The 19106-nt window shown below is 73.5% G+C and carries 18 protein-coding genes; 11 read left to right on the plus strand and 7 right to left on the minus strand.

The features are described from left to right. A partial coding sequence (locus TR46_RS25270) for an endonuclease/exonuclease/phosphatase family protein (RefSeq protein ID WP_152626669.1) occupies window positions 1-766 on the minus strand: 766 nt, incomplete at its 3' end. Window positions 767-862: 96 nt separating this feature from the next. Between TR46_RS25270 and TR46_RS25275 the strand changes: the two genes are divergently transcribed. The 5 genes from TR46_RS25275 to nudC all read left to right on the plus strand — a co-directional run bounded on the left by TR46_RS25275 (window position 863) and on the right by nudC (window position 7696). Further along, the gene (locus tag TR46_RS25275) at window positions 863-1450 is read left to right on the plus strand and encodes a PadR family transcriptional regulator (RefSeq protein WP_042405301.1); all 588 of its coding nucleotides are present in this window, start codon (window positions 863-865) and stop codon (window positions 1448-1450) included. Further along, on the plus strand, window positions 1447-2256 hold the full coding sequence (locus tag TR46_RS25280) for an ABC transporter ATP-binding protein (RefSeq protein WP_042405302.1): 810 nt from the start codon (window positions 1447-1449) through the stop codon (window positions 2254-2256). The genes TR46_RS25275 and TR46_RS25280 overlap by 4 nt, the downstream gene beginning before the upstream one ends. After that, window positions 2253-5060: an FtsX-like permease family protein gene (locus TR46_RS25285; protein WP_042405303.1), complete on the plus strand. Its 2808-nt coding sequence runs from the start codon at window positions 2253-2255 to the stop codon at window positions 5058-5060. Before TR46_RS25280 ends, TR46_RS25285 begins: the two co-directional genes overlap by 4 nt. A gap of 147 nt (window positions 5061-5207) precedes the next feature. Then, complete coding sequence (locus tag TR46_RS25290; RefSeq protein WP_042405304.1) at window positions 5208-6635, plus strand: dipeptidase; 1428 nt, start codon at window positions 5208-5210, stop codon at window positions 6633-6635. Window positions 6636-6772: 137 nt separating this feature from the next. Then, window positions 6773-7696, plus strand: coding sequence for an NAD(+) diphosphatase (gene nudC / locus TR46_RS25295; RefSeq protein ID WP_042405306.1), 924 nt, complete (start codon window positions 6773-6775; stop codon window positions 7694-7696). Between the two features lie 78 nt (window positions 7697-7774). Here nudC and TR46_RS25300 read toward each other — a convergent pair whose 3' ends face one another. Further along, window positions 7775-8287, minus strand: coding sequence for an ATP-binding protein (locus TR46_RS25300; RefSeq protein ID WP_052433084.1), 513 nt, complete (start codon window positions 8285-8287; stop codon window positions 7775-7777). 143 nt (window positions 8288-8430) lie between these two features. Between TR46_RS25300 and TR46_RS39890 the strand changes: the two genes are divergently transcribed. Next, window positions 8431-9249 (plus strand): GntR family transcriptional regulator, encoded by an 819-nt coding sequence (locus TR46_RS39890; RefSeq protein WP_161790193.1) that lies wholly within the window; start codon window positions 8431-8433, stop codon window positions 9247-9249. Between the two features lie 95 nt (window positions 9250-9344). Here the strand turns inward: TR46_RS39890 and TR46_RS25310 are convergent, their stop codons facing one another. After that, window positions 9345-9587, minus strand: a complete 243-nt coding sequence (locus TR46_RS25310) for a mycoredoxin (protein WP_042405310.1) — start codon at window positions 9585-9587, stop codon at window positions 9345-9347. A 169-nt stretch (window positions 9588-9756) separates the two neighbouring features. Between TR46_RS25310 and TR46_RS25315 the strand changes: the two genes are divergently transcribed. The 4 genes from TR46_RS25315 (at window position 9757) to TR46_RS43225 (ending at window position 13365) form a co-directional block, all read left to right on the plus strand. Beyond that, window positions 9757-12036 (plus strand): ATP-dependent DNA helicase UvrD2, encoded by a 2280-nt coding sequence (locus TR46_RS25315; protein WP_042405312.1) that lies wholly within the window; start codon window positions 9757-9759, stop codon window positions 12034-12036. Window positions 12037-12210: 174 nt separating this feature from the next. Then, window positions 12211-12519 carry a hypothetical protein gene (locus TR46_RS41355; RefSeq protein ID WP_152626670.1) on the plus strand — a complete coding sequence of 103 codons (309 nt, stop codon included), beginning with the start codon at window positions 12211-12213 and terminating at the stop codon, window positions 12517-12519. Window positions 12520-12652: 133 nt separating this feature from the next. Then, window positions 12653-13003, plus strand: coding sequence for a WhiB family transcriptional regulator (locus tag TR46_RS25320; RefSeq protein WP_304941303.1), 351 nt, complete (start codon window positions 12653-12655; stop codon window positions 13001-13003). A gap of 38 nt (window positions 13004-13041) precedes the next feature. Next, complete coding sequence (locus TR46_RS43225; protein ID WP_152626671.1) at window positions 13042-13365, plus strand: putative WhiB-interacting protein; 324 nt, start codon at window positions 13042-13044, stop codon at window positions 13363-13365. A gap of 103 nt (window positions 13366-13468) precedes the next feature. On the opposite strand, the gene TR46_RS25330 is transcribed toward TR46_RS43225, so the two are convergent. Next, a complete protein-coding gene (locus tag TR46_RS25330) occupies window positions 13469-14824 on the minus strand; it encodes an ABC1 kinase family protein (protein ID WP_042405316.1) in 1356 nt (451 codons plus the stop codon). A gap of 84 nt (window positions 14825-14908) precedes the next feature. Then, the gene (locus TR46_RS25335; RefSeq protein WP_042405318.1) at window positions 14909-16024 is read right to left on the minus strand and encodes a ThiF family adenylyltransferase; all 1116 of its coding nucleotides are present in this window, start codon (window positions 16022-16024) and stop codon (window positions 14909-14911) included. A 289-nt stretch (window positions 16025-16313) separates the two neighbouring features. Here TR46_RS25335 and TR46_RS25340 point away from each other — a divergent pair, with 289 nt between their 5' ends. Continuing rightward, the gene (locus tag TR46_RS25340) at window positions 16314-16910 is read left to right on the plus strand and encodes a M48 metallopeptidase family protein (RefSeq protein WP_063770670.1); all 597 of its coding nucleotides are present in this window, start codon (window positions 16314-16316) and stop codon (window positions 16908-16910) included. An 88-nt stretch (window positions 16911-16998) separates the two neighbouring features. Here the strand turns inward: TR46_RS25340 and TR46_RS25345 are convergent, their stop codons facing one another. Further along, the gene (locus tag TR46_RS25345) at window positions 16999-17568 is read right to left on the minus strand and encodes an NUDIX hydrolase (protein ID WP_236655492.1); all 570 of its coding nucleotides are present in this window, start codon (window positions 17566-17568) and stop codon (window positions 16999-17001) included. Continuing rightward, window positions 17565-19085 carry a zinc-dependent metalloprotease gene (locus tag TR46_RS25350; protein ID WP_042405323.1) on the minus strand — a complete coding sequence of 507 codons (1521 nt, stop codon included), beginning with the start codon at window positions 19083-19085 and terminating at the stop codon, window positions 17565-17567. The genes TR46_RS25345 and TR46_RS25350 overlap by 4 nt, the downstream gene beginning before the upstream one ends. Window positions 19086-19106 lie beyond the last annotated feature (21 nt).

A 19106-nucleotide genomic window follows, 5' to 3' on the forward strand; every position in this document is an offset into this window, starting at 1 on the left:
GGGCCTCGCGGGCCTCCCGTCCGCGCTCGCGGCGCGGCGCCCGGTCCCGGCGCCAGCGCTCGCGGCCCAGCCCGTCGACGATCGCGGCCCCGCCCAGCACGGTGCGCGGCACCGGGCCGATCAGATTGAAGTCGCCGAGCAGCAGGTACGGCGCAGGCAGGTCGGCGATCCAGCGCCGGATGCCGGCGAGCTGGCCCATGTTCCAGCCGGGCACGAAGGACAGGTGCGCGGCGACGACGGTGAACGGGCCGTGGCTGCCCTCCAGCACGGCGGCCAGCGCTGCCCTCGGCTCGTCCGGGACCGGGATCAGCCCGCGCCGCCCGGCCACCTTGAGCGGCAGCCCGAACGGCGCCGGGGCGAAGCGGCGGGCCCGCCAATGGTGCACCGGCAGCCTGGTGATCAGCGCCGTTCCGTAGGAGGGATGGTCGGCGCCGGTGTCGAGGTCCTCCGGGCCGTAGGCCAGCCGGCCGGCGAGGCCGGTGTCGTGGATCCAGCCCGCGCCCGGCGCCGGCCGGCCGTGCAGGGCGGCGGCGAAGCGCCAGTCGTCCGCCCCCAGCGCCTTGGCGGCCACGGCCGCCTGGTCCACCAGCCCGGACCGCTCCTGGTAGCGGTCGACCTCCTGCATGGCCAGGACGTCGGCGTCGAGCGCGGCGACCGCCTCGGCGAGCGGCGCGGCCGGGTCGGCGGACAGCGGGAGGGGGCTGCCGTCCCCGTCCAGCGGCTGACCGTGGAGCAGGTTGAAGGTCGCGATGCGGAGAGGGCTCACCCCTAGAACCTAGCGCCTGGAGCCGGGGGCCCCGGGCCCGCGGGCCGAGCCGCAGCAGCTTGATCCGGCCATGCATACCGGGTATACATACGCGGTATGTCCATCCGCCACGGGCTGCTCGCGCTGCTCGACCAGGGGCCGCGCTACGGCTACCAGCTCAGAACCGAGTTCGAGTCGCGCACGGGCTCCGCCTGGCCGCTGAACGTCGGCCAGGTCTACACCACGCTCAGCAGGCTGGAGCGGGACGGACTGGTCGAGCCCTCGGGCGAGGACGACGAGGGCCATGTCTTCTACGCCGTCACCGAGCAGGGGCGCCAGGAGCTGCGCTCCTGGTTCGACACCCCGGTCGACCGGCGCAGCCCGCCGCGCGACGAGCTGGCGATCAAGCTCGCGATGGCCGTCACCGTCCCCGGTGTCGACGCCACCGCCGTACTGCAGGCCCAGCGCGGCCACACCATGACCGCCCTGCAGGCGCTCACCCGGCTGAAGGCCAGGGCGCTGGCCGCGGTGGAGCGGCCGGGGGCGGCCGGCCCCGACCTGGCCTGGCTGCTGGTCCTGGACCAGCAGGTGTTCCAGGCCGAGGCGGAGCTCAACTGGCTGAACAACTGCGAGACCCGACTGATCCGGCACGCCGCGCGGCCTGCCCGGGAGACGGCCGTACGAGAGGGAGAGCGGGAGCGATGAGCGCACCGGAGACGAGCGCACAGCAGTGGAAGGACACGCCCATAGCACCCGTCCTGCGGTTGCAGGCGGTGTCCAGGGTGCACGGCGCCGGCCCGGCCGAGGTCCATGCGCTGAGCGGGGTCGACCTGGATGTGCTGCCGGGCGAGTTCGTCGCGGTGATGGGCCCCAGCGGCTCGGGCAAGTCCACCCTGCTGACCCTGGCCGGCGGCCTGGACGCGGCCAGTTCGGGCCGGGTGGTGGTGGAGGGGCAGGAGCTGGGCGCGCTGACGACCAGGGCACTGGCCGCGGTCCGGCGCAGGTCGATCGGCTATGTGTTCCAGGACTTCAACCTGGTCCCGGCGCTGACGGCCGCGGAGAACATCGCGCTGCCGCGTGAACTGGACGGGCTGTCCGCCCGCAGGGCGCGGACCGAGGCGCAGGCGGCGCTCGCCGAGATCGGCATCGCCGAGCTCGCCGACCGCTTCCCCGACGAGATGTCAGGAGGCCAGCAGCAGCGGGTGGCCATCGCCAGGGCGCTGATCGGCGAACGCCGCCTGGTGCTCGCGGACGAGCCGACCGGCGCGCTGGACTCCAGCACCGGTGAGGCCGTCCTGGCCGTGCTCCGGGCCCGCTGCGACGCGGGGGCGGCGGCGGTGATGGTCACCCATGAGTCCCGGCACGCGGCCTGGGCGGACCGGGTGGTCTTCCTGCGCGACGGCCGGCTGGTGGACGAGTCGGGGCCGGCCAGGGTCGAGGCCAGCCTGCGGGTGGGCCTCGGCAATCTCGGCGGCTCCGGCGGGTCGGACACGGCAGGGGACACCGAATGAAGCTCTCCGCCTGGCGGGCCGCGCTGCGCATCGCCCGCCGAGACGCGCTGCGGGCCAAGGGCCGCAGCGCCCTGGTCATCGCCATGATCGCGGTGCCGGTGCTGGGGGCGTCCGCCGCGGACATCACCGCCCGCAGCGCCCATCTGAGCGTGCAGCAGTCCCTGGACCGCCGGATGGGGTCGGCGGCGGCCCGGGTGGACCCTGTTTCGCCGGGCATCCCGCTGAAGCAGGCCCCGGACCCGGACAACGGGCTGCAGGCCACGGACGCCGCGAAGGCGACGGCGGCGCAGCAGGCCAGGGCCGGGGAGCCGGTCGGCCGCCTGCTCAAGGAGGCCCTGCCGCCCGGCGCCACGGCGGTGCCGCTGGACGCCGGGCACTTCGTCACGGTGTCCACCGCCTACGGGCAGACCAGTGTCGTGCTCCGCGAAGCCGACCTGGCCGACCCGCTGCTGAAAGGCATGGTGACGCTCCGTCAGGGGCGACTGCCCGGCGCCGCGGACGAGGTCGCGGTCACCTCGGCCTTCCTCTCCGACGCCGGGCTGAAGCTCGGCGGCACGACCACCCCGGTGGGCAGCGGACGGCCGCTGAAGATCACCGCCGTGGTCGAGTACCCCGGTGACCTGCACGAGGAGGCCGTGCTCGGCCGCCCGGGCGCCTTCGCCGCGCTCCTCCCCGAGGACTCCTCGGACAGCGGCGCGAACGGTTCCTGGCTGGTCACCCTTCCCGGCGACGCCCCGTTCAGCTGGGCCGCCGTCCAGCGCGCCGACGAGTCGGGCTTCAGCGTCGCCTCCCGGGCCGTGATCGCCGATCCGCCGCCCGACAGCTCGGTGACGCTCTATCAGGACTCGACCTACTACTCCCTGAGCGCGCGGGTGGACTCGGCGGAGCTGGCGGTGTTCGCCACCGTGGTGGGCATGGCGCTGCTGGAGATCGTGCTGCTGGCCGGTCCGGCTTTCGCCGTCGGCGCGCGCCGGTCCCGGCGGCAGCTGGGCCTGATCGCGGCCGGCGGCGGCGACCGGTCGCACATCCGGGCCGTGGTCCTGGGCGGCGGCGTGGTGCTGGGGACCGCGGGCGCGCTGGTCGGCGTGGTGCTCGGGGCGGTCGCGGTCGCACTGGGACGCGGCTGGCTGGAGCAGAAGGCCGGCGCCCGCTTCGGACACTTCTCGCTGCAGCCGCTGGACCTGCTGGCGGTGGTCGCCGTCGGTCTGGTCACCGGGCTGCTGGCGGCGGTCGTGCCGGCGATCCAGGCTGCCCGGCAGCCGGTGGTCGCCTCGCTGAGCGGCCGCGGCAGCGTCAGGCCGCCGGCCAAGCGGCTCACCGTGGTCGGGGTGGCGGCCATCGCGGTCGGCACCGTGGTGGCGCTGGCCGGGACCAAGTCGGTCCGGCCCGAGTACGCGATCACCGCGGGGTCGATGATCGGCGAACTCGGCGTGGTGGCCTGCACCCCCTTCCTGGTCGGGCAGTTCGGCAGGCTGGCCCGGCTGCTGCCGCTCGGGCCGCGGCTGGCCCTGCGCGACTCGACCCGCAACCGGGGCCGTACCGCTCCGGCGGTCGCGGCGGTGATGGCGGCGGTGGCCGGGGCGGTCGCGGTCTCCGCCTACCAGGCGAGCGGGGACGCGCAGGGCCGGGCCGGCTACCACGCCTCCGCGCCCAGCGGCGCGGTGATGCTGACCGCCGGCGACGGCGCCGGCGTCGCCACCCGGGAGAGCTCCGCCGTGGAACGCAGCATCAGCGGCCTCGGCCCGCGCGGCGACGTCTACCGACTGCGGTACCCCGGGGCGGGTTGCGTCGGCGACCAGCCGTGCGCCGACCTGTCCGTGGAGCTGCCGGCGGACCAGATCTGCCCGGCCTTCAGCGCCGACGGCAGTCCCCGGCCCGGCTATCAGAACGCCGACGCGATCAGACGGCTCGCCAGGACGGACGCCCGCTGCCGGACCGACCGGGGAGGCTTCTCCGAGTTCGGCACCCTGGTGGCCGGCGACGCCACCGTGCTGCGCAACCTGGCCGGGGTGACCGATCCGGCCGCCGTCCGGGCGCTGGAGCAGGGGAAGCTGCTGGTCCAGGACGCCCGTTACATCAAGGACGGCCGTGCGACCATCTCCGTCGGGATCACCGGCAACGGCAAGGGCGGCACGTCGGCCACGGTCACCAGGAAGCTGTCCGTCCCCGCCTTCGCGCTGTCGAAGCCGGCCGGCCAGGTCACCGGGCTGATGAGTCCGGCCACCGCGCGCAGCATCGGGCTCGGCACCTCGCCGGCCGGCTCGATCTGGCTGCCGGGGCGGTCTACCGGTTCCGCCGAGAAGCAGCGCGCCCAGGCCGCGGTCACCGCGATCGGCCTCGGCTCGGTTCAGGTGGAGCGCGGCTACCAGGGCTCCCACGGCGCGATCGCCATCGGCCTGGCCATCGCCGCCGCGGTGGTCGCGATCGCGGCAGCCGGCATCACCACCGGCCTCGCCTCGGCCGACTCCCAGGCGGACCTGGCCACCCTGGCCGCGGTCGGGGCCGCGCCGAGGATCAGGCGGACCCTCTCCGGTTTCCAGTGCGCGGTGATCGCGGCGATGGGCGCGCTGCTGGGAGCGGCGGCGGGGCTGGTGCCGGCGGCCGGACTGTGGTGGTCCCAGGCCTCGGAAGGGATGCCCTGGTTCGACCCCGCCAGCGGCATGGTGGACCTGTCGGAACGGGGCCCGCTGACGATGCCCTGGTCCTCGATGGCGGTGATCGTCCTGGGCCTGCCGGTGCTGGCCTGGCTGCTCGCGGCCGGGTTCACCCGTTCACGGGTGGTGCTGAGCCGGCGCACCGGCTGAGCGGAGGGCCAGGTGCCGGGCGCACGGCAGACGGACGGCAGGCGGACGGCCGGGCGGGCGGTGGCCGTCGTCGCGCCGGGCGTGACGGTGGCCACGGTGGACCGCCGTGGTGGCGGGCGGGCTCGGAGATCGAACTAGAGTCGTCCCATGACGACTTCCCCGGACAGCGCGGTCCGCGAGTTCATCGCCGAGCACCGCAGCGCCTTCCTCGACGACCTCGCGGCCTGGCTGCGCATCCCCTCCGTCTCCGCCGACCCCGGCCGTTCCGGCTCGGTCCGGCAATCCGCCGAGTGGCTGGCCGGGAAGCTCCTGGAGACCGGGTTCCCGGTGGCGGAGGTCTGGGAGACCGAGGACGGCGGGCTGCCCGCGGTCTTCGCCGAGTGGCCCTCGGGCGACCCGGACGCCCCGACCGTGCTGGTCTACGGGCACCACGACGTGCAGCCGGCCGCCCGCGAGGACGGCTGGGCGACCGACCCGTTCGAGCCGGTGGTCAAGGACGGGCGGATGTTCGCCCGCGGCGCCGCCGACGACAAGGGCCAGGTCTTCTTCCACACCCTGGGCGTGCGGGCGCACCTGGCGGCGACCGGCCGCACCGCCCCGGCGGTCAACCTCAAGCTGCTGGTCGAGGGCGAGGAGGAGTCGGGTTCGCCGAACTTCGGCGCGCTGATCCGGGCTCGTGCGGACCGGCTCGCGGCCGACGTGGTGATGATCTCCGACACCGGGATGTGGGGCGAGACCACCCCGACCGTGTGCACCGGCATGCGCGGCATGGTGGAGCTGCAGATCGACCTGTTCGGCCCGTCCCAGGACATCCACTCGGGCTCCTTCGGCGGCGCCGTGCCCAACCCGGCCACCGAGGCGGCCCGGCTGGTCGCGGGGCTGCACGACGAGGACCGGCGGGTGGCCGTGCCCGGCTTCTACGACGGGGTGGTCGAGCTGACCGCGGAGGAGCGCGCGCTCTTCGCCGAGCTGCCGTTCGACGAGGCGCAGTGGCTGGGCGTGGCGAAGTCCCGGGCGGTCCTAGGGGAGCAGGGGTTCAGCACCCTGGAGCGGATCTGGGCCAGGCCGACCGCCGAGGTCAACGGCGTCCAGGGCGGCTACACCGGCCCCGGCGGCAAGACCATCGTCCCCTCCCGGGCGCATCTCAAGCTGTCCTTCCGGCTGGTCGCGGGCCAGGACGTGGAGAAGGTCCGGCAGGCCGTGGCCGACTGGGTGGCCGACCGGCTGCCGGCCGGCATCCGGCACGAGATCACCTTCACCGGGACCACCCGGCCCTGTCTGACGCCGCTGGACCACCCCGCGCTGCAGTCGGTGGTCCGCTCCATGGGCCGCGCATTCGAACAGAAGATCCTGTTCACCCGTGAGGGCGGCTCCGGACCTGCGGCCGATTTGCAGGACGTGCTCGGCGCCCCCGTGCTGTTCCTCGGGATCTCGGTCCCCTCGGACGGCTGGCACTCGGTCAACGAGAAGGTCGAGCTCGACCTGCTCGCCAAGGGTGTGGAGACCTCCGCGTACCTCTGGGGCGACCTCGCCGAGCACTGGACCCGGCCCGCTGACGGCGCCGGGAAATCCTGACTTGTACCGCCGGCGGAATAAGTCGCGGTGATTGGCACACGACGGTGAGCAGTGATGATCGGGGAGATGGGTACCACGTGACTGTGCAGGAACATGCGGGGACGCAGCACCAGAGACGGCCGGACGCGTACCCGCCGTTGGCCCTGTCCAGGGCCGGGGTCGACCGGGCCGCCGAGCACCGCCAGGACGAGCCCTGGCTGGCAGCGGCCTGGAGCCACCCGGACACCCGGGTGCTGGCGGTCGCCGAGGGCCAGGCGTTCGTCATGGACACCGAGCAGGGCACCGAACTGGTGCTGCTGCCCAGCTTCGAGGCCCCCGAGGGCGGCGAGCGCTACTTCCTGGGCGTCGACGAGGACGGCGCGGCGTACTTCGCGGTCGCGCTCACCGGCGGCACCCTGCCCGGGCGGCTGGACGGCGATGCCCGCACCGCCGGGCTGCGCGAGGTCGGCGCGCTGCTGGCGGCCCGGGACGCGGGGCTGCTGGTGCACGCGGTGGCGCTGGAGAACTGGCACCGCTCGCACCGCTTCTGCTCGCGCTGCGGCCACCCCACCGTCCCGGCGCTGGCCGGCCATGTGCGGCGCTGCACCTCCTGCGCGCACGAGCACTACCCGCGGACCGACCCGGCGGTGATCATGATGATCACCGACGGTCAGGACCGGGCGCTGCTGGGCCGTCAGGCGCTGTGGCCGGAGGGGCGCTACTCGACCCTGGCCGGCTTCGTGGAGCCGGGGGAGTCACTGGAGCAGGCGGTGGCCCGGGAGGTCGCCGAGGAGGCCGGGGTGCGGGTGGACCCCGGCTCGGTGAGCTATGTGGCCAGCCAGCCCTGGCCGTTCCCGTCCAGCCTGATGCTGGGCTTCCTCGGGCGCGCCGACGCGAGCGACGGCGGTACCGACATCACCGTCGACGGCGAGGAGCTGTCCGAGGCCCGCTGGTTCTCCCGCGAGGAGCTCAGGGCGGGGATGGAGGACGGCACGGTACTGCCGCCCTCCGGGATCTCCATCGCCCGGCGCCTGGTGGAGCTCTGGTACGGCGGACCGCTGCCGGAGTCCGCCCGCTGGTAGTCCCGGTTCTGCCGGTCCCGTTTCTGGCAGTCCGGTTCTGAGAGCGTGAGAGTCGGGGGCGTGCGCCCCCTGTGTGCTTCAGGCGCCGTGTTCACCCGAAGGGCGGACACGGCGCCGCTGCGTTCCGCCGACCACGGCGGGTTCGGGGAGCCGGGCGTCGGCCAAGTCCGGTTCCCGCACTCCCTCCAACCCGTCGACGGCCGACGGCTGGACGGCGAGGACGCAGGTCACCGTCTTCCCGGTGAGCCGGACCACCACCTCCCAGCTCTCGACCAGCATCCCGACGATGGACAGTCCGCGGCCGCTCTGGGCGTCCTCGGCGGCCTCCCTGGCCACCGGCAGCGACGTGCCCTCGTCGGTGACGGCGATCCGCAGGTGCCGGCCGGTCAGGGCCAGGGTCAGGTCGACCGGACCGCGGCCGTACACCAGGGCGTTGGTGACCAACTCGGAGACCACCGTCTCCGCGCTGTCGACCAGGTCGTCTGCGCCCCAGGCCGCCAGTGCGGTCCGGGTGATCCGCCGGGCGTGGCGGACGTTCTGCGGGTGCGGAGGGAAGGAGGCGATCGCGGCCCAGGCTCTCCGGTTGGTCATCGTGGCTGCTCCGGCCGTGCGAGGTGGCTGATGGCTGGGGTCGCCCCGGATTGCTGCATTCGGGGCATGGATGGGGATAGCACGCAAGTGGTTGGATGGAGTGGTATTACGCCAATCTTGACTTATGTTGGCTGGTTTCTCGGATGTCGCGCAAGCCAAATGGCTACATTCGCTGGGTGAACATTTCTCGTGGCCCCGGACAGGCCCCCAAATACCAGCGGCTGGCTGCGGATCTGCGTCGCCGGATCATGACCGGAGAGTGGCAGGGCGGGGAACCGCTGCCGGTGGAAAACGAGCTCGAAAATCAATACGGGGTAGCTCGTAATACTGTCCGACTAGCAGTTGATGTGCTGGTCAATGAAGGTCTTCTGATCCGGGTCCAGGGAAAAGGCACCTATCTCAAGGACCATCCGGTTCTGGATCACCACGCATATCGAGCGCCGACCGATCCTGCGTTCGAAACTCCGCTCACCCCGCCCTCGCAGTCGTATGCGGCGGAGGCGGAGCGGGCCGGGCGGAAACTGACGGCCGACTTCCAAATGCTGATCGTACGAGCGACCACTGACATCACCGACCGGCTGCGGATCAAGGCCGGCGAGGCGGTGGTGCTGCGCCGGGTGCTCCGGCACATGGACGGCGAACCCTGGTCGATCGAGGAGAGCCACTACCCGGTGGCGCTCGCGGCCAGCACCGCGCTGATGGACCCGGACCCGGTCGAGGGCGGCGACGAGGTCGCGCTGGGGTCGGCCGGGCATGTGGAGATCGGCTGCGTGGACGAACTGGCCGCACGGATGCCCAACCCGGAGGAGGCGCAGTGGTTCCAGGCGGGCCCGGGCGTCCCGCTGCTGGTGCAGCTGCGCACCGGCTTCACCGAGGCGGGGCCGATCCGGGTGACCGAGACCCGCTACTGCGCCGACCGCAACCGGCTGGTGTACTCCCTCGGCCGGCGCGCCGGGGACTAGCCCGCCGGCACAGCGGACAGCCCCGCCGCGGGGTGCTCATACGGCGGGGCTGTCGTCGGGCCGCTTGCGGCCCGACCGGCGTCTCGGCTCGCGGCTCAGACCGCGAGCTTCGCCTTGACCTGGGCCAGCGACGGGTTGGTCAGCGCGGAGCCGTCCGGGAACAGCACGGTCGGCACGGTCTGGTTCCCGTCGTTGACCTTCTCGACGAACGCGGCCGAGTCCGGGTCGTGCTCGATGTTGACCTCGGTGTAGCCGATGCCCTCGCGGTCGAGCTGGGTCTTCAGCCGACGGCAGTATCCGCACCAGGTGGTGCTGTACATGGTGATCGTGGCGGACATCGAGGTCGCTCCTTCGTGCTTCGCAGGTCGGCGTTCGTCGGTCGGCGGGCCGGAGGTGGAACGCCGCTGTCGGGCGGAACATTCCCTGGCGCCCGCCCCGGCCATATCTACACACCGGGGCTGTGGACAACGGGGCCGGAGTGTCCGCCGGGCTTGAGAGGATGGGCCCATGCAGGTTCAGCTCCCGGGCGCGCAGCCCTTCCCCCCGCAGGACGCCGACGCCGTGCTCGCCGGGCTCGACCCGGAGCAGCGTGCCGTCGCCACGGCCCTCAGCGGTCCCGTGTGCGTCCTTGCGGGCGCCGGGACGGGCAAGACCCGGGCGATCACCCACCGCATCGCGTACGGCGTCCGCAGCGGGGTGATGCAGCCGCAGCGGGTGCTCGCGGTCACCTTCACCGCGCGCGCCGCCGGGGAGATGCGCGGCCGGCTGCGCCAGCTCGGCGCCGAGGGGGTCCAGGCCAGGACCTTCCACTCGGCCGCGCTGCGCCAGCTCCAGTACTTCTGGCCGCGGGTGGTCGGCGGGGAGCTGCCACGGCTGCTGGAGCGCAAGGTCCAGCTGGTCGCCGAGGCCGCCGCGCGCTGCCGGCTGCGGCTGGAGCGCACCGAACTGCGCGACCTGACCGGCGAGATCGAGTGGGCCAAGGTCACCCAGACCGTCCCCGAGGACTATCCGGCGGCGGCCCGCAAGGCCGGCCGGGAGGCGCCGCGGGACCCGGCCGAGATCCGCCAGGTCTACAAGGTCTACGAGGAGCTGAAGCGGGACCGCGGGGTCATCGACTTCGAGGACGTGCTGCTGCTGGCCGTCGGTGTGCTGGAGGAGCGGTCCGAGGTCGCCGACCAGGTCAGGGCCCAGTACCAGCATTTCGTGGTGGACGAGTACCAGGACGTCTCGCCGCTGCAGCAGCGGCTGCTGGACCTGTGGCTGGGCCCGCGCTCCAGCCTCTGCGTGGTCGGCGACGCCAGCCAGACGATCTACTCCTTCACCGGCGCCACCCCGTCCTACCTGCTCGACTTCCGGGCGAAGCACCCCGACGCCACGGTGGTGAAGCTGGTCCGCGACTACCGCTCCACCCCGCAGGTGGTCCACCTCGCCAACGGGCTGCTGGCCCAGGCCAGGGGCCGGGCCGCGGCCGGCCGGCTGGAGCTCGTCTCGCAGCGGGACGCCGGACCCGACCCGGTCTACACCGAGTACCAGGACGAGCCCGCCGAGGCCGAGGGCACCGCCAGGAAGGTCCAGGCGCTGCTCGCGGCCGGGGTGCGGGCCAGCGAGATCGCGGTGCTGTTCCGCATCAACGGCCAGTCCGCCGTCTACGAGCAGGCCCTCGCCGACCTGGGCATCGCCTACCAGCTGCGCGGGGCCGAGCGCTTCTTCGAGCGCCCCGAGGTGCGCGAGGCCGGGATGCTGCTCCGCGGCGCGGCCCGGGGCAGCAGCGACCCGCTGCTCGACGGCGCCCCGGAGACCCTGGCGGAGCAGGTCCGCGCGGTGCTCTCGACCCGCGGCTTCACCCCGCAGCCGCCCGGCGGGTCCGGCGCCGTCCGCGAGCGCTGGGAGTCGCTGGCCGCGCTGGTCCGGCTGGGCGAGGAGTTCGAGGCGGCCCAGCTGGCCCTCGGGCTCCCGGCCGACCTGTCGGCGTACGTCACCGAGTTGGACGCCCGGGCCGCCGCCCAGCACGCGCCGGCGGTCGAGGGCGTCACCCTCGCCTCGCTGCACTCCGCCAAGGGCCTGGAATGGGACGCGGTGTTCCTGGTCGGACTGACCGAGGGCATGGTGCCGATCACCTACGCCAGGTCCGACGAGCAGATCGAGGAGGAGCGCAGGCTGCTCTATGTCGGGGTGACCCGGGCCCGGGCGCACCTCGGCCTGTCCTGGGCGCTGGCCCGCTCGCCGGGCGGCCGGGCGAGCCGGCAGCCGTCCCGCTTCCTGGACGGGCTGCGCCCCGGCACCCCGGTCCGGGCCGTCCGCGGCGCAGGGGGCGCCGGCGGGTCGGTCACGGGCGGCGCGGCCGGCGCGGGCGCGGCCCGCAGGAGCCGGGCCCCGTTGAAGTGCCGGGTCTGCGGCCGGGTGCTCACCGAGGCGGTGGAGCGCAAGCTGCGGCGCTGCGACGGCTGCCCGTCCGAGTTGGACGAGGGCCTGTACGAGCGGCTCCGGGACTGGCGCGGCGAGCAGGCGAAGGCGCAGAGCCTGCCGGCCTACTGCGTCTTCACCGACGCGACGCTGATCGCGATCGCCGAGGACGCCCCGGGATCGGTCGGCGAACTGGCCGGAATCGCCGGAGTGGGCCGGGCGAAGCTGGACAAGTACGGTGCGGCCGTGCTCTCGTTGTGTCGTGGGGAGTCTCCGGGCGCCTCCGCGCCCGTTGAGGGGTCATCGGAAGAGCCGGACGAATCGGACGACATTCCGGACCTCTGGGACGAGCGAGACACCGGAGCGAACTCGCTGGAAAAATAGTTTGCGCCCGCAGCGCGGAGCACACTAGCGTGCCGGAGACGGTCGAGAACGAGGCCGTCACCAGCACCACCTGCAACACCCGCACCACCCGCAGTACCTGCAGTACCGACAACTGACCATCGAGGTTCCCGGCCCGCCGGGATCCGAGCACGCCGAGAGGAGGCGGACATTGTGATGACAACCCTGATCAAACTGACTGGTCGGCCCATGACCGCCGCCTGCCTTGGCGCGCCCGCCGCCGTGCTGCCCATCCCTGCCCCGATCCTGGCCGGGCTCGGCGGCTTTGGCGCCGGCTCCGACGTGACCGGCGTCGAAGGCGGACTGGCGACGTGGATGACGATGCGCGATGAGCGACCGATGTCGGCATCCGTAGCAGCAGTCGAGGCCAATCGGGGCCACGTCTATGCACCGGGTGCCGGAAACCACCAGCAGTACGCAAGCAAGGCCTACCGCGGGCCCGAACCCTGGAGAGATCGACCCTGACTGAGCGTCAGGTCGCCTTCCAGGGCCGCGGATTCCCACTCGGGAACCGCGGCCCTTCTGTTTTCACAACGCAGTCCCAGAACGCAGCGAACCAGAACGCAACGACAGAGAACACGAGGACAACGTGTCACCGGTGACCAGCCCGACCGCCCCGCACGCGCCCACCGCTTCACCCACCGAGCAGGCTCACCCCCCGGAGGTACCACTTATGCAGCTCACCGCGTTCGGAGACGCCGACACCGTCGGCGCCCCCATCCCCTGTCACACCCTCGACCCCGAGGTCTTCTTCGCCGAGACCCCCGCGGACGTCGAGTACGCCAAGTCGCTCTGCGGGACCTGCCCGGTCAAGGTCGCCTGCCTCCAGGGCGCGCTCGAGCGCCGGGAGCCCTGGGGCGTCTGGGGCGGCGAGCTCTTCGTCCAGGGTGTCGTCGTCGCCCGGAAGCGGCCCCGGGGCCGTCCGCGCAAGAACGAGGTCGTCGCGTGACCGCCCGCCCCACCGCCGCGAACGCCTTGCGGAGGTCCGTGCGCGAGGCAACCGCCAAGTCCGACCTGGCCGCACCCGCAGCCTTCCAACCGTCCACCGATCCGACGTCCGACAAGCAGGCCCAGATGTCCCAGCTCACCAGCACCAGCACCGAACCCCGCCGGGGTACCGAACCGGCCACCAGCCCCCGTAGGAGCCTCCACATGCAACTCATGCCCGAAGCCCTGGCCCGTGTCCATATGCAGGAACGCCTGCAGGAGGCCGAGCACGAACGACTCGTGCGCGCCGTCCACCTCAGACGGCGCGCGGAGCGGATGACCCTGAAGGCGCGCAAGGCGCTCGCCGCCGTGGTCATGCAGTAACAGCCGCAGTACCGGCACCACGCACCACGAACACATCAGAACCGAGCAGGCCCGGAACCCGTCGCGGTTCCGGGCCTGCGGGCTGTCCGCCGCCCGGCGCCGCTCAGGCCTCGGCCTCGGCCCAGTCCTCGGCCTCGGCGAAGCCCGGCAGCCACTCCAGCAGCTCGTCGCGCAGCCGGGCGGTCGCGTCCAGCTGGCAGAGCACGCCGATGGTGCTCAGCGTCACCCGGTGGATCAGCAGGTACGCCGGCGGCAGGTTCAGCTGGCGGCCCAGGGCGTAGGCGGGGGAGCGCGGGTCGCCGACCCGGGCGGCCTGCGCGCGCATCCAGCTCCGGGTGAAGTGGAAGTCCTCGACCGCGGCGGGCTCGATGATCGGCAGCAGATAGTCGAGCACGGCCGGTGGGTCCAGGTCGATCGTCGGCTTGACGAAGCCCTCCTGCCGCAGCATCTCCAGTACCCCCTGGGAGTCGCCCGCCAGCGCCATCCGCAGTGCGGTGCCTATCGGCAGCGGCAGCCCCTCCGGCAGCCGGTCCACCGTGCCGAAGTCCAGCACGCCCAGTCGCCAGCCATCGGCGGGGCCGTCGTCGACCAGCAGCCGGAAGTTGCCCGGGTGCGGATCGGCGTGCAGCAGTCCGGTGCGGGCGGGACCGGCGAACAGGAAGCGGGCCAGCAACTGCCCGGCACGGTCGCGCTGCTCCCGGGTGCCGCTGCTGATCACCTCGGACAGCGGCACGCCGTCCATCCACTCGGTGACCAGGACCTGGTCGCCCTGGGCGACCACGCCCGGCACCCTGATGTCCCAGTCGTCGGCGAACTCCTCGGCGTGGACCCGCTGTGACTGGGCCTCAAGTCCGTAGTCCAGCTCCTCGGTGACCCGGTTGCGCAACTCACTGATCAGCGGTTTCACATCGAGCCCGGGGATCAGCGGCCCGATCAGCCGGGCCACCCGGCCCAGCTGGGTCAGGTCCGAGAGCAGGGCGTCGCCGGCACCCGGGTACTGCACCTTGACCGCGACCTCGCGGCCGTCGCGCCAGACCGCGTGGTGCACCTGGCCGATCGAGGCGGCGGCGGCCGGCCTGTCGTCGAACTCCAGGAACAGATCGCGCCAGTCGGACCCGAGCCGCTCGGCGAGCACGGTGTGCACCGAGGCGGCCGGCATCGGCGGCGCGGCCTCCTGCAGCTTGGTGAGCGCGGCCCGGTAGGGTCCGGCGACCTCCTCCGGGAGCGCGGCCTCGAACACCGACAGGGCCTGGCCGAATTTCATCGCCCCGCCCTTGAGCTCGCCCAGCACCCGGAACAACTGGTCGGCGGTGCGCTGCTGCATCTCTGCGGCGACGACGTCGGCGGGGCGGCCGCCGATCCGCTTGCCGAGGCCCAGGGTCGCCCGTCCCGCCATCCCCAGCGGGAGGGCGGCGAGCTTGGCCGTGCGGGTCACGGCTTTACGCGGAAGATCGCTCACGCATGCCTCCCAGTCGACGGGCGGGGGTCGCCATCATTGTCCCTCAGAGCTCTGTCCCTCAGAGCCTTGTCAGGGCTCTGTTCCTCAGGGCTTCGGTTCCTCGGAGCCTTGGCCGCCCCAGCGGCAGCCGCAGTCCGGATGGGGGTCGAGCGGTCGGCGCCGCATCGAGCCGTCCACCATGGAGACCTCGGCCCACCCGCCCAGGCTAGGGGGTGATCCGCCGTCGAGGAACATCAGGCAGTGCAGGGCGGCCAGTCCGGCCACGGTGGTGGCCAGCGCGGTGTCGCAGGGGGCACTGCCGCCGCTGCCCCCGCTGCCAAGACCGGAGCCGCGCCCCGAGCAGTGCTGGGCCAGCAGCTTGGGCCAGGCCGGATCCTCGTCGGCCCGGTGCAGCGACAGGCAGCGGCCGCAGCCGGTGGTGCCGGGCAGTACGAAGGGGCCGACCGTGCCGAGGGTCTCCAGCACCCCGGCGTAGAGGTGAGGGATGCCGGAGGTGAGCAGCTCACGGCCGACCTCCGGGTCGGCGAGCAGCCCGGCGGAGTCCCCCCGCGGCGCCACCACGACCAGGTCGGGGGCGCGCTCGGCGCTCCCGCTGTCGCAGCGGTCCTGAGGGCGGCCCGGCGCCGCCCGGCGCACCGCGGCCCTGGCGGCGGCGGCCCGGTAGCGGCCGGTGTCGCCGACCAGCAGCCCGCAGGGGGAGGTGTCCTGCTCCCTGACCCTGCCCCCGTCGACCACCTCCACCTGGCCGATCCCGGCGGCGGCGAGCACCGCCGCGATCGCCGCGCCGACCCGCCCGGCGCCGCGGACCTGGACCCTGGCCCTGCGTCTGGCGAGCAGCAGCGCGGGGGCGCTGCCGGGGGCGGGGTGCGCCAGCGAGAGCGCGGCCAGGTCGGGCTGGAGCCGGGCCAGTTCGGGCGGCGGCAGCTGCAGCAGGTCGCGCTGGGCGGCGGTGTCGTCCAGCACGCTCGAAGCGGCCAGTTCGGACAGCAGGCTGTCCACCCGCTCCTGCGGGATCCCCAGCCCGGCCGCCTCGTCGGCGAGGGCCGGCAGCTCCCTGGTGCCGTCGAGCAGCTCCAGGAATTCCGCCTCGCCGGGCTCGGCGGCCGTGAGCAGGGCGGTGTGCGCCCGGCCGACGCCGAACTGCAGCGTGCTGCGGTCGCGCCAGGCCCGGCGCAGAGCGGGTTTGAGACAAGGTCGCATGGCTCTCCTCCGGTGAATCGCGGGTGAATCGCGCGATGATCGCGGCTCCGTCCCTGAGCATGCCCGGATTGGCTCGATCGTGCGGAAAGCTATCCACAGCCTTGGGACGATGATCGGAGGAATGCCGCACCGCGGCCTTCCGGTCTGTCGGATCTGGCGATATCTGTCCGGATTTGAGGCTGTGAGACAGCCGACCCGGGAGTCTCAATTCGGCCATGAGGGAGGACTTCTGTCACTGCCAGCAGGTAACGTCTGGCGCGTGGCAGCCGGACCGGATTCCCGTCCTCCTGTGCCGCGTCGGCGCGCTCCGGATGCCTCCGGGGAGAGCGCCGCGGCGCAGTCCGTAGAGGTGCGCCGGAGCGCCCGCCGGAGTCGGACGGTGTCCGCCTACCGCGAGGGCGACCGGACGGTGGTGCTGATCCCGGCCCGGATGTCGGCGGCCGAGGAGAAGCGCTGGGTCGCGCAGATGCTGGACAAGCTCGCCGCCCAGGAGAGCCGCCAGGTGCTCGGCGACGACGCCCTGGCCGCCCGGGCCGCCGGCCTCTCGGCCCGCTACCTCGACGGCCGGGCCGTCCCGGTGAGCGTCCGGTGGGTCACCAACCAGAACACCCGCTGGGGCTCCTGCACCCCGGTCGAGGGCACCATCAGGCTGTCGCACCGGCTGCAGGGGATGCCCGAGTACGTCGTCGAGTACGTGCTGCTGCACGAGTTGGCGCACCTGCTGGTCGCCGACCACGGCCCCCGGTTCTGGGCGCTGCTGGCCGGCTACCCGCGCACCGAGCGGGCCCGCGGCTACCTGGAGGGCGTGGTGGCGGCGGCCCGGCTGCCGCACGTCCCCGGACCGCGCCAGGAGTCCCGGCCCGAGGACCTCGACGACTGCGGCTGAGCCGCGCCCGGCTGTGCCGCCCCGGCGCGGACGGTGTGGACGGTGCGTCAGCGGACGGCGCGTCAGCGAACGGCGCCGGCGGACCGCGTCAGCCCAGCAGCTTCCGGGCCCGGGCCACCAGCACCCGCACCGAGGTGTCGGTCAGCTCGGGCAGCTCGTCGTAGCCGAACCAGCGCAGCTCCAGTGACTCCTCACTGATCCGCTCCACCGCGTCCGCCAGCGCCGGTACCAGGTACTGGACGTCGAGGTGGGTGTTCTCCGGCTGGTCCTTGCCGGCGCAGCGCACCGCGTGCCGGTCCAGCTTCACCGGCGCGGGGCTGTCCGCCGGATACGGAACCAGACCGGAGGCGATGCCGGACTCCTCGACGGCCTCCCGCAGGGCGGCCCCGGCCAGCGTGGTGTCCTCCGGCTCGCAGTGGCCGCCGAGCTGGAGCCACAGCCCCACCTTGGGGTGCAGCGTCAGCAGCACCCGCCCGCGCTCGACGTCGACCACCAGCGCACTCGCGGTGATGTGCGCCGGACGGCAGGACCGCCAGACCCCTTCCGGCCGGGCCTCCAGATGGTCGAGGTAGTCGCGCCGCAGCAGCTCCTCCTCGTCGTCCGGGGCGGCCCACTCCCGCAGGGTGCGGACCGTGTCGGCGTGCAGCTGACCGCTCACGCCTTGTCCCCGTCGCCGTTGCCGCCCTTGTCGTCGCCCTCGCGCCGGTCGCTCTCGTCGCCCGCACTGCCGGCCCGCTTGTCGCCGGCGGCCGCGGCCTTGCCCAGCATCTCGTCCAGCTTGCTGAAGTCGATGCTGTTCTCGGTCGCGGGCTGGTCCTCGCGGTGGACGAAGCCGTCCGGGTCGTCCAGGTCCTTGGCGGTGGGCAGCATGTCCGGGTGCTCCCAGAGCGCGTCCCGCCCGTCGGTGCCCCGGGCGTCGGCCAGCGAGGCCCACAGCCGGGCGGCGTCCCGCAGCCGGCGCGGCCGCAGCTCCAGGCCGACCAGGGTGGCGAAGGTCTGCTCGGCCGGTCCGCCGGTGGCCCGGCGGCGGCGCAGCGTCTCCCGCAGCGCGGCGGCGTGCGGCAGGTGCGGGGCCGCGGCGGCGTGCACCACCGCGTCCACCCAGCCCTCGACCAGGGCCAGCGCGGTCTCCAGCCGGGCCAGCGCGGCCTTCTGCTCGGGGGTGTCCTCGGGCTGGAACAGGCCGCCGGCCATCGCCTCCTGCATGGACTCGGGGTTGCTCGGGTCGATCTGGCCGACCAGGTCCTCCAGCCGGCTCGCGTCGACCTTGATGCCGCGGGCGTAGGCCTCGACCGCGCCGAACAGGTGCTGCCGCAGCCACGGCACATGGGCGAATAGCCGCTGGTGGGCGGCCTCGCGCAGAGCCAGGTAGAGGCGGACCTCGTCGGCGGGCACCTCCAGGCCCTCGCCGAAGGCCTCGATGTTCTGCGGCATCAGCGCGGCCTTGCCGGCCGGGCCGAGCGGCAGGCCCACATCGGTGGAGCCGACCACCTCGGCGGCCAGCGCGCCCAGCGCCTGGCCGATCTGCGAGCCGAACATCGCGCCGCCCATGCTGCGCATCACCCCGAGCAGCGGGCCGGCCATGGCCTGCATCTCCTCGGGCACCACTCCGCCCATGGCGTTGGCGACCCGCTCGGCCACCGGGTCGACCAGTTCCTTCCAGGCCGGCAGGGTGGCCTCGATCCACTCGGCGCGGCTCCAGGCGACCGCCGTGCCGGCGCCGACCGAGAGCGCGGTGGCGGAATCCAGCCAGAGATCGGCCAGCCGCATCGCCTCGACCACCGCGGTCCGCTCGGCCTCACCCACCGAACGGTCCTTCGAGCCGTCCTCGGCGCCCTGCACCACCGCCTGGCGCGCCAGGTCCTTGGCCAGTTCCCAGTTGACCGGGCCCCCGTCGAACGACAGCATCTGGCCCAGCTGCTGGAACGCCGCACCCAGATCGCCGGGGTTCATCGCGCCGAAGAGGCCTTCCAGCGGATTGCCCGATCCGCCGCCGGGCATCCCCGGCAGACCGCCGAGGAATCCGAACGGGTTGGCCGGACCGCCGGAGCCCGAACCCGAACCGGATCCAGAACCTGAGCCGGAGCCGCCCGGGTCGGACTTGCCGCTCTCCTTGCCGTCCTCGGGTTCCTCGTTATTTCCTGAGGGGCCGAAGCCGAAGGGGAAGTCGTTCACGAGCTGCCTCGATCTCGTCGG

Source organism: Streptacidiphilus carbonis (assembly GCF_000787775.1).
GTDB lineage: Bacteria > Actinomycetota > Actinomycetes > Streptomycetales > Streptomycetaceae > Streptacidiphilus > Streptacidiphilus carbonis.

Coding starts and splice junctions, on each gene's coding strand:
- TR46_RS25280 (WP_042405302.1), top strand. CDS start 1,447: ATGAGCGCACCGGAGACGAGCGCACAGCAGTGGAAGGACACGCCCATA.
- TR46_RS39890 (WP_161790193.1), top strand. CDS start 8,431: ATGTCGCGCAAGCCAAATGGCTACATTCGCTGGGTGAACATTTCTCGT.
- TR46_RS25310 (WP_042405310.1), bottom strand. CDS start 9,587: ATGTCCGCCACGATCACCATGTACAGCACCACCTGGTGCGGATACTGC.
- TR46_RS41355 (WP_152626670.1), top strand. CDS start 12,211: ATGACAACCCTGATCAAACTGACTGGTCGGCCCATGACCGCCGCCTGC.
- TR46_RS25285 (WP_042405303.1), top strand. CDS start 2,253: ATGAAGCTCTCCGCCTGGCGGGCCGCGCTGCGCATCGCCCGCCGAGAC.
- TR46_RS25300 (WP_052433084.1), bottom strand. CDS start 8,287: ATGACCAACCGGAGAGCCTGGGCCGCGATCGCCTCCTTCCCTCCGCAC.
- TR46_RS25290 (WP_042405304.1), top strand. CDS start 5,208: ATGACGACTTCCCCGGACAGCGCGGTCCGCGAGTTCATCGCCGAGCAC.
- TR46_RS25335 (WP_042405318.1), bottom strand. CDS start 16,024: ATGCGACCTTGTCTCAAACCCGCTCTGCGCCGGGCCTGGCGCGACCGC.
- TR46_RS25275 (WP_042405301.1), top strand. CDS start 863: ATGTCCATCCGCCACGGGCTGCTCGCGCTGCTCGACCAGGGGCCGCGC.
- TR46_RS25315 (WP_042405312.1), top strand. CDS start 9,757: ATGCAGGTTCAGCTCCCGGGCGCGCAGCCCTTCCCCCCGCAGGACGCC.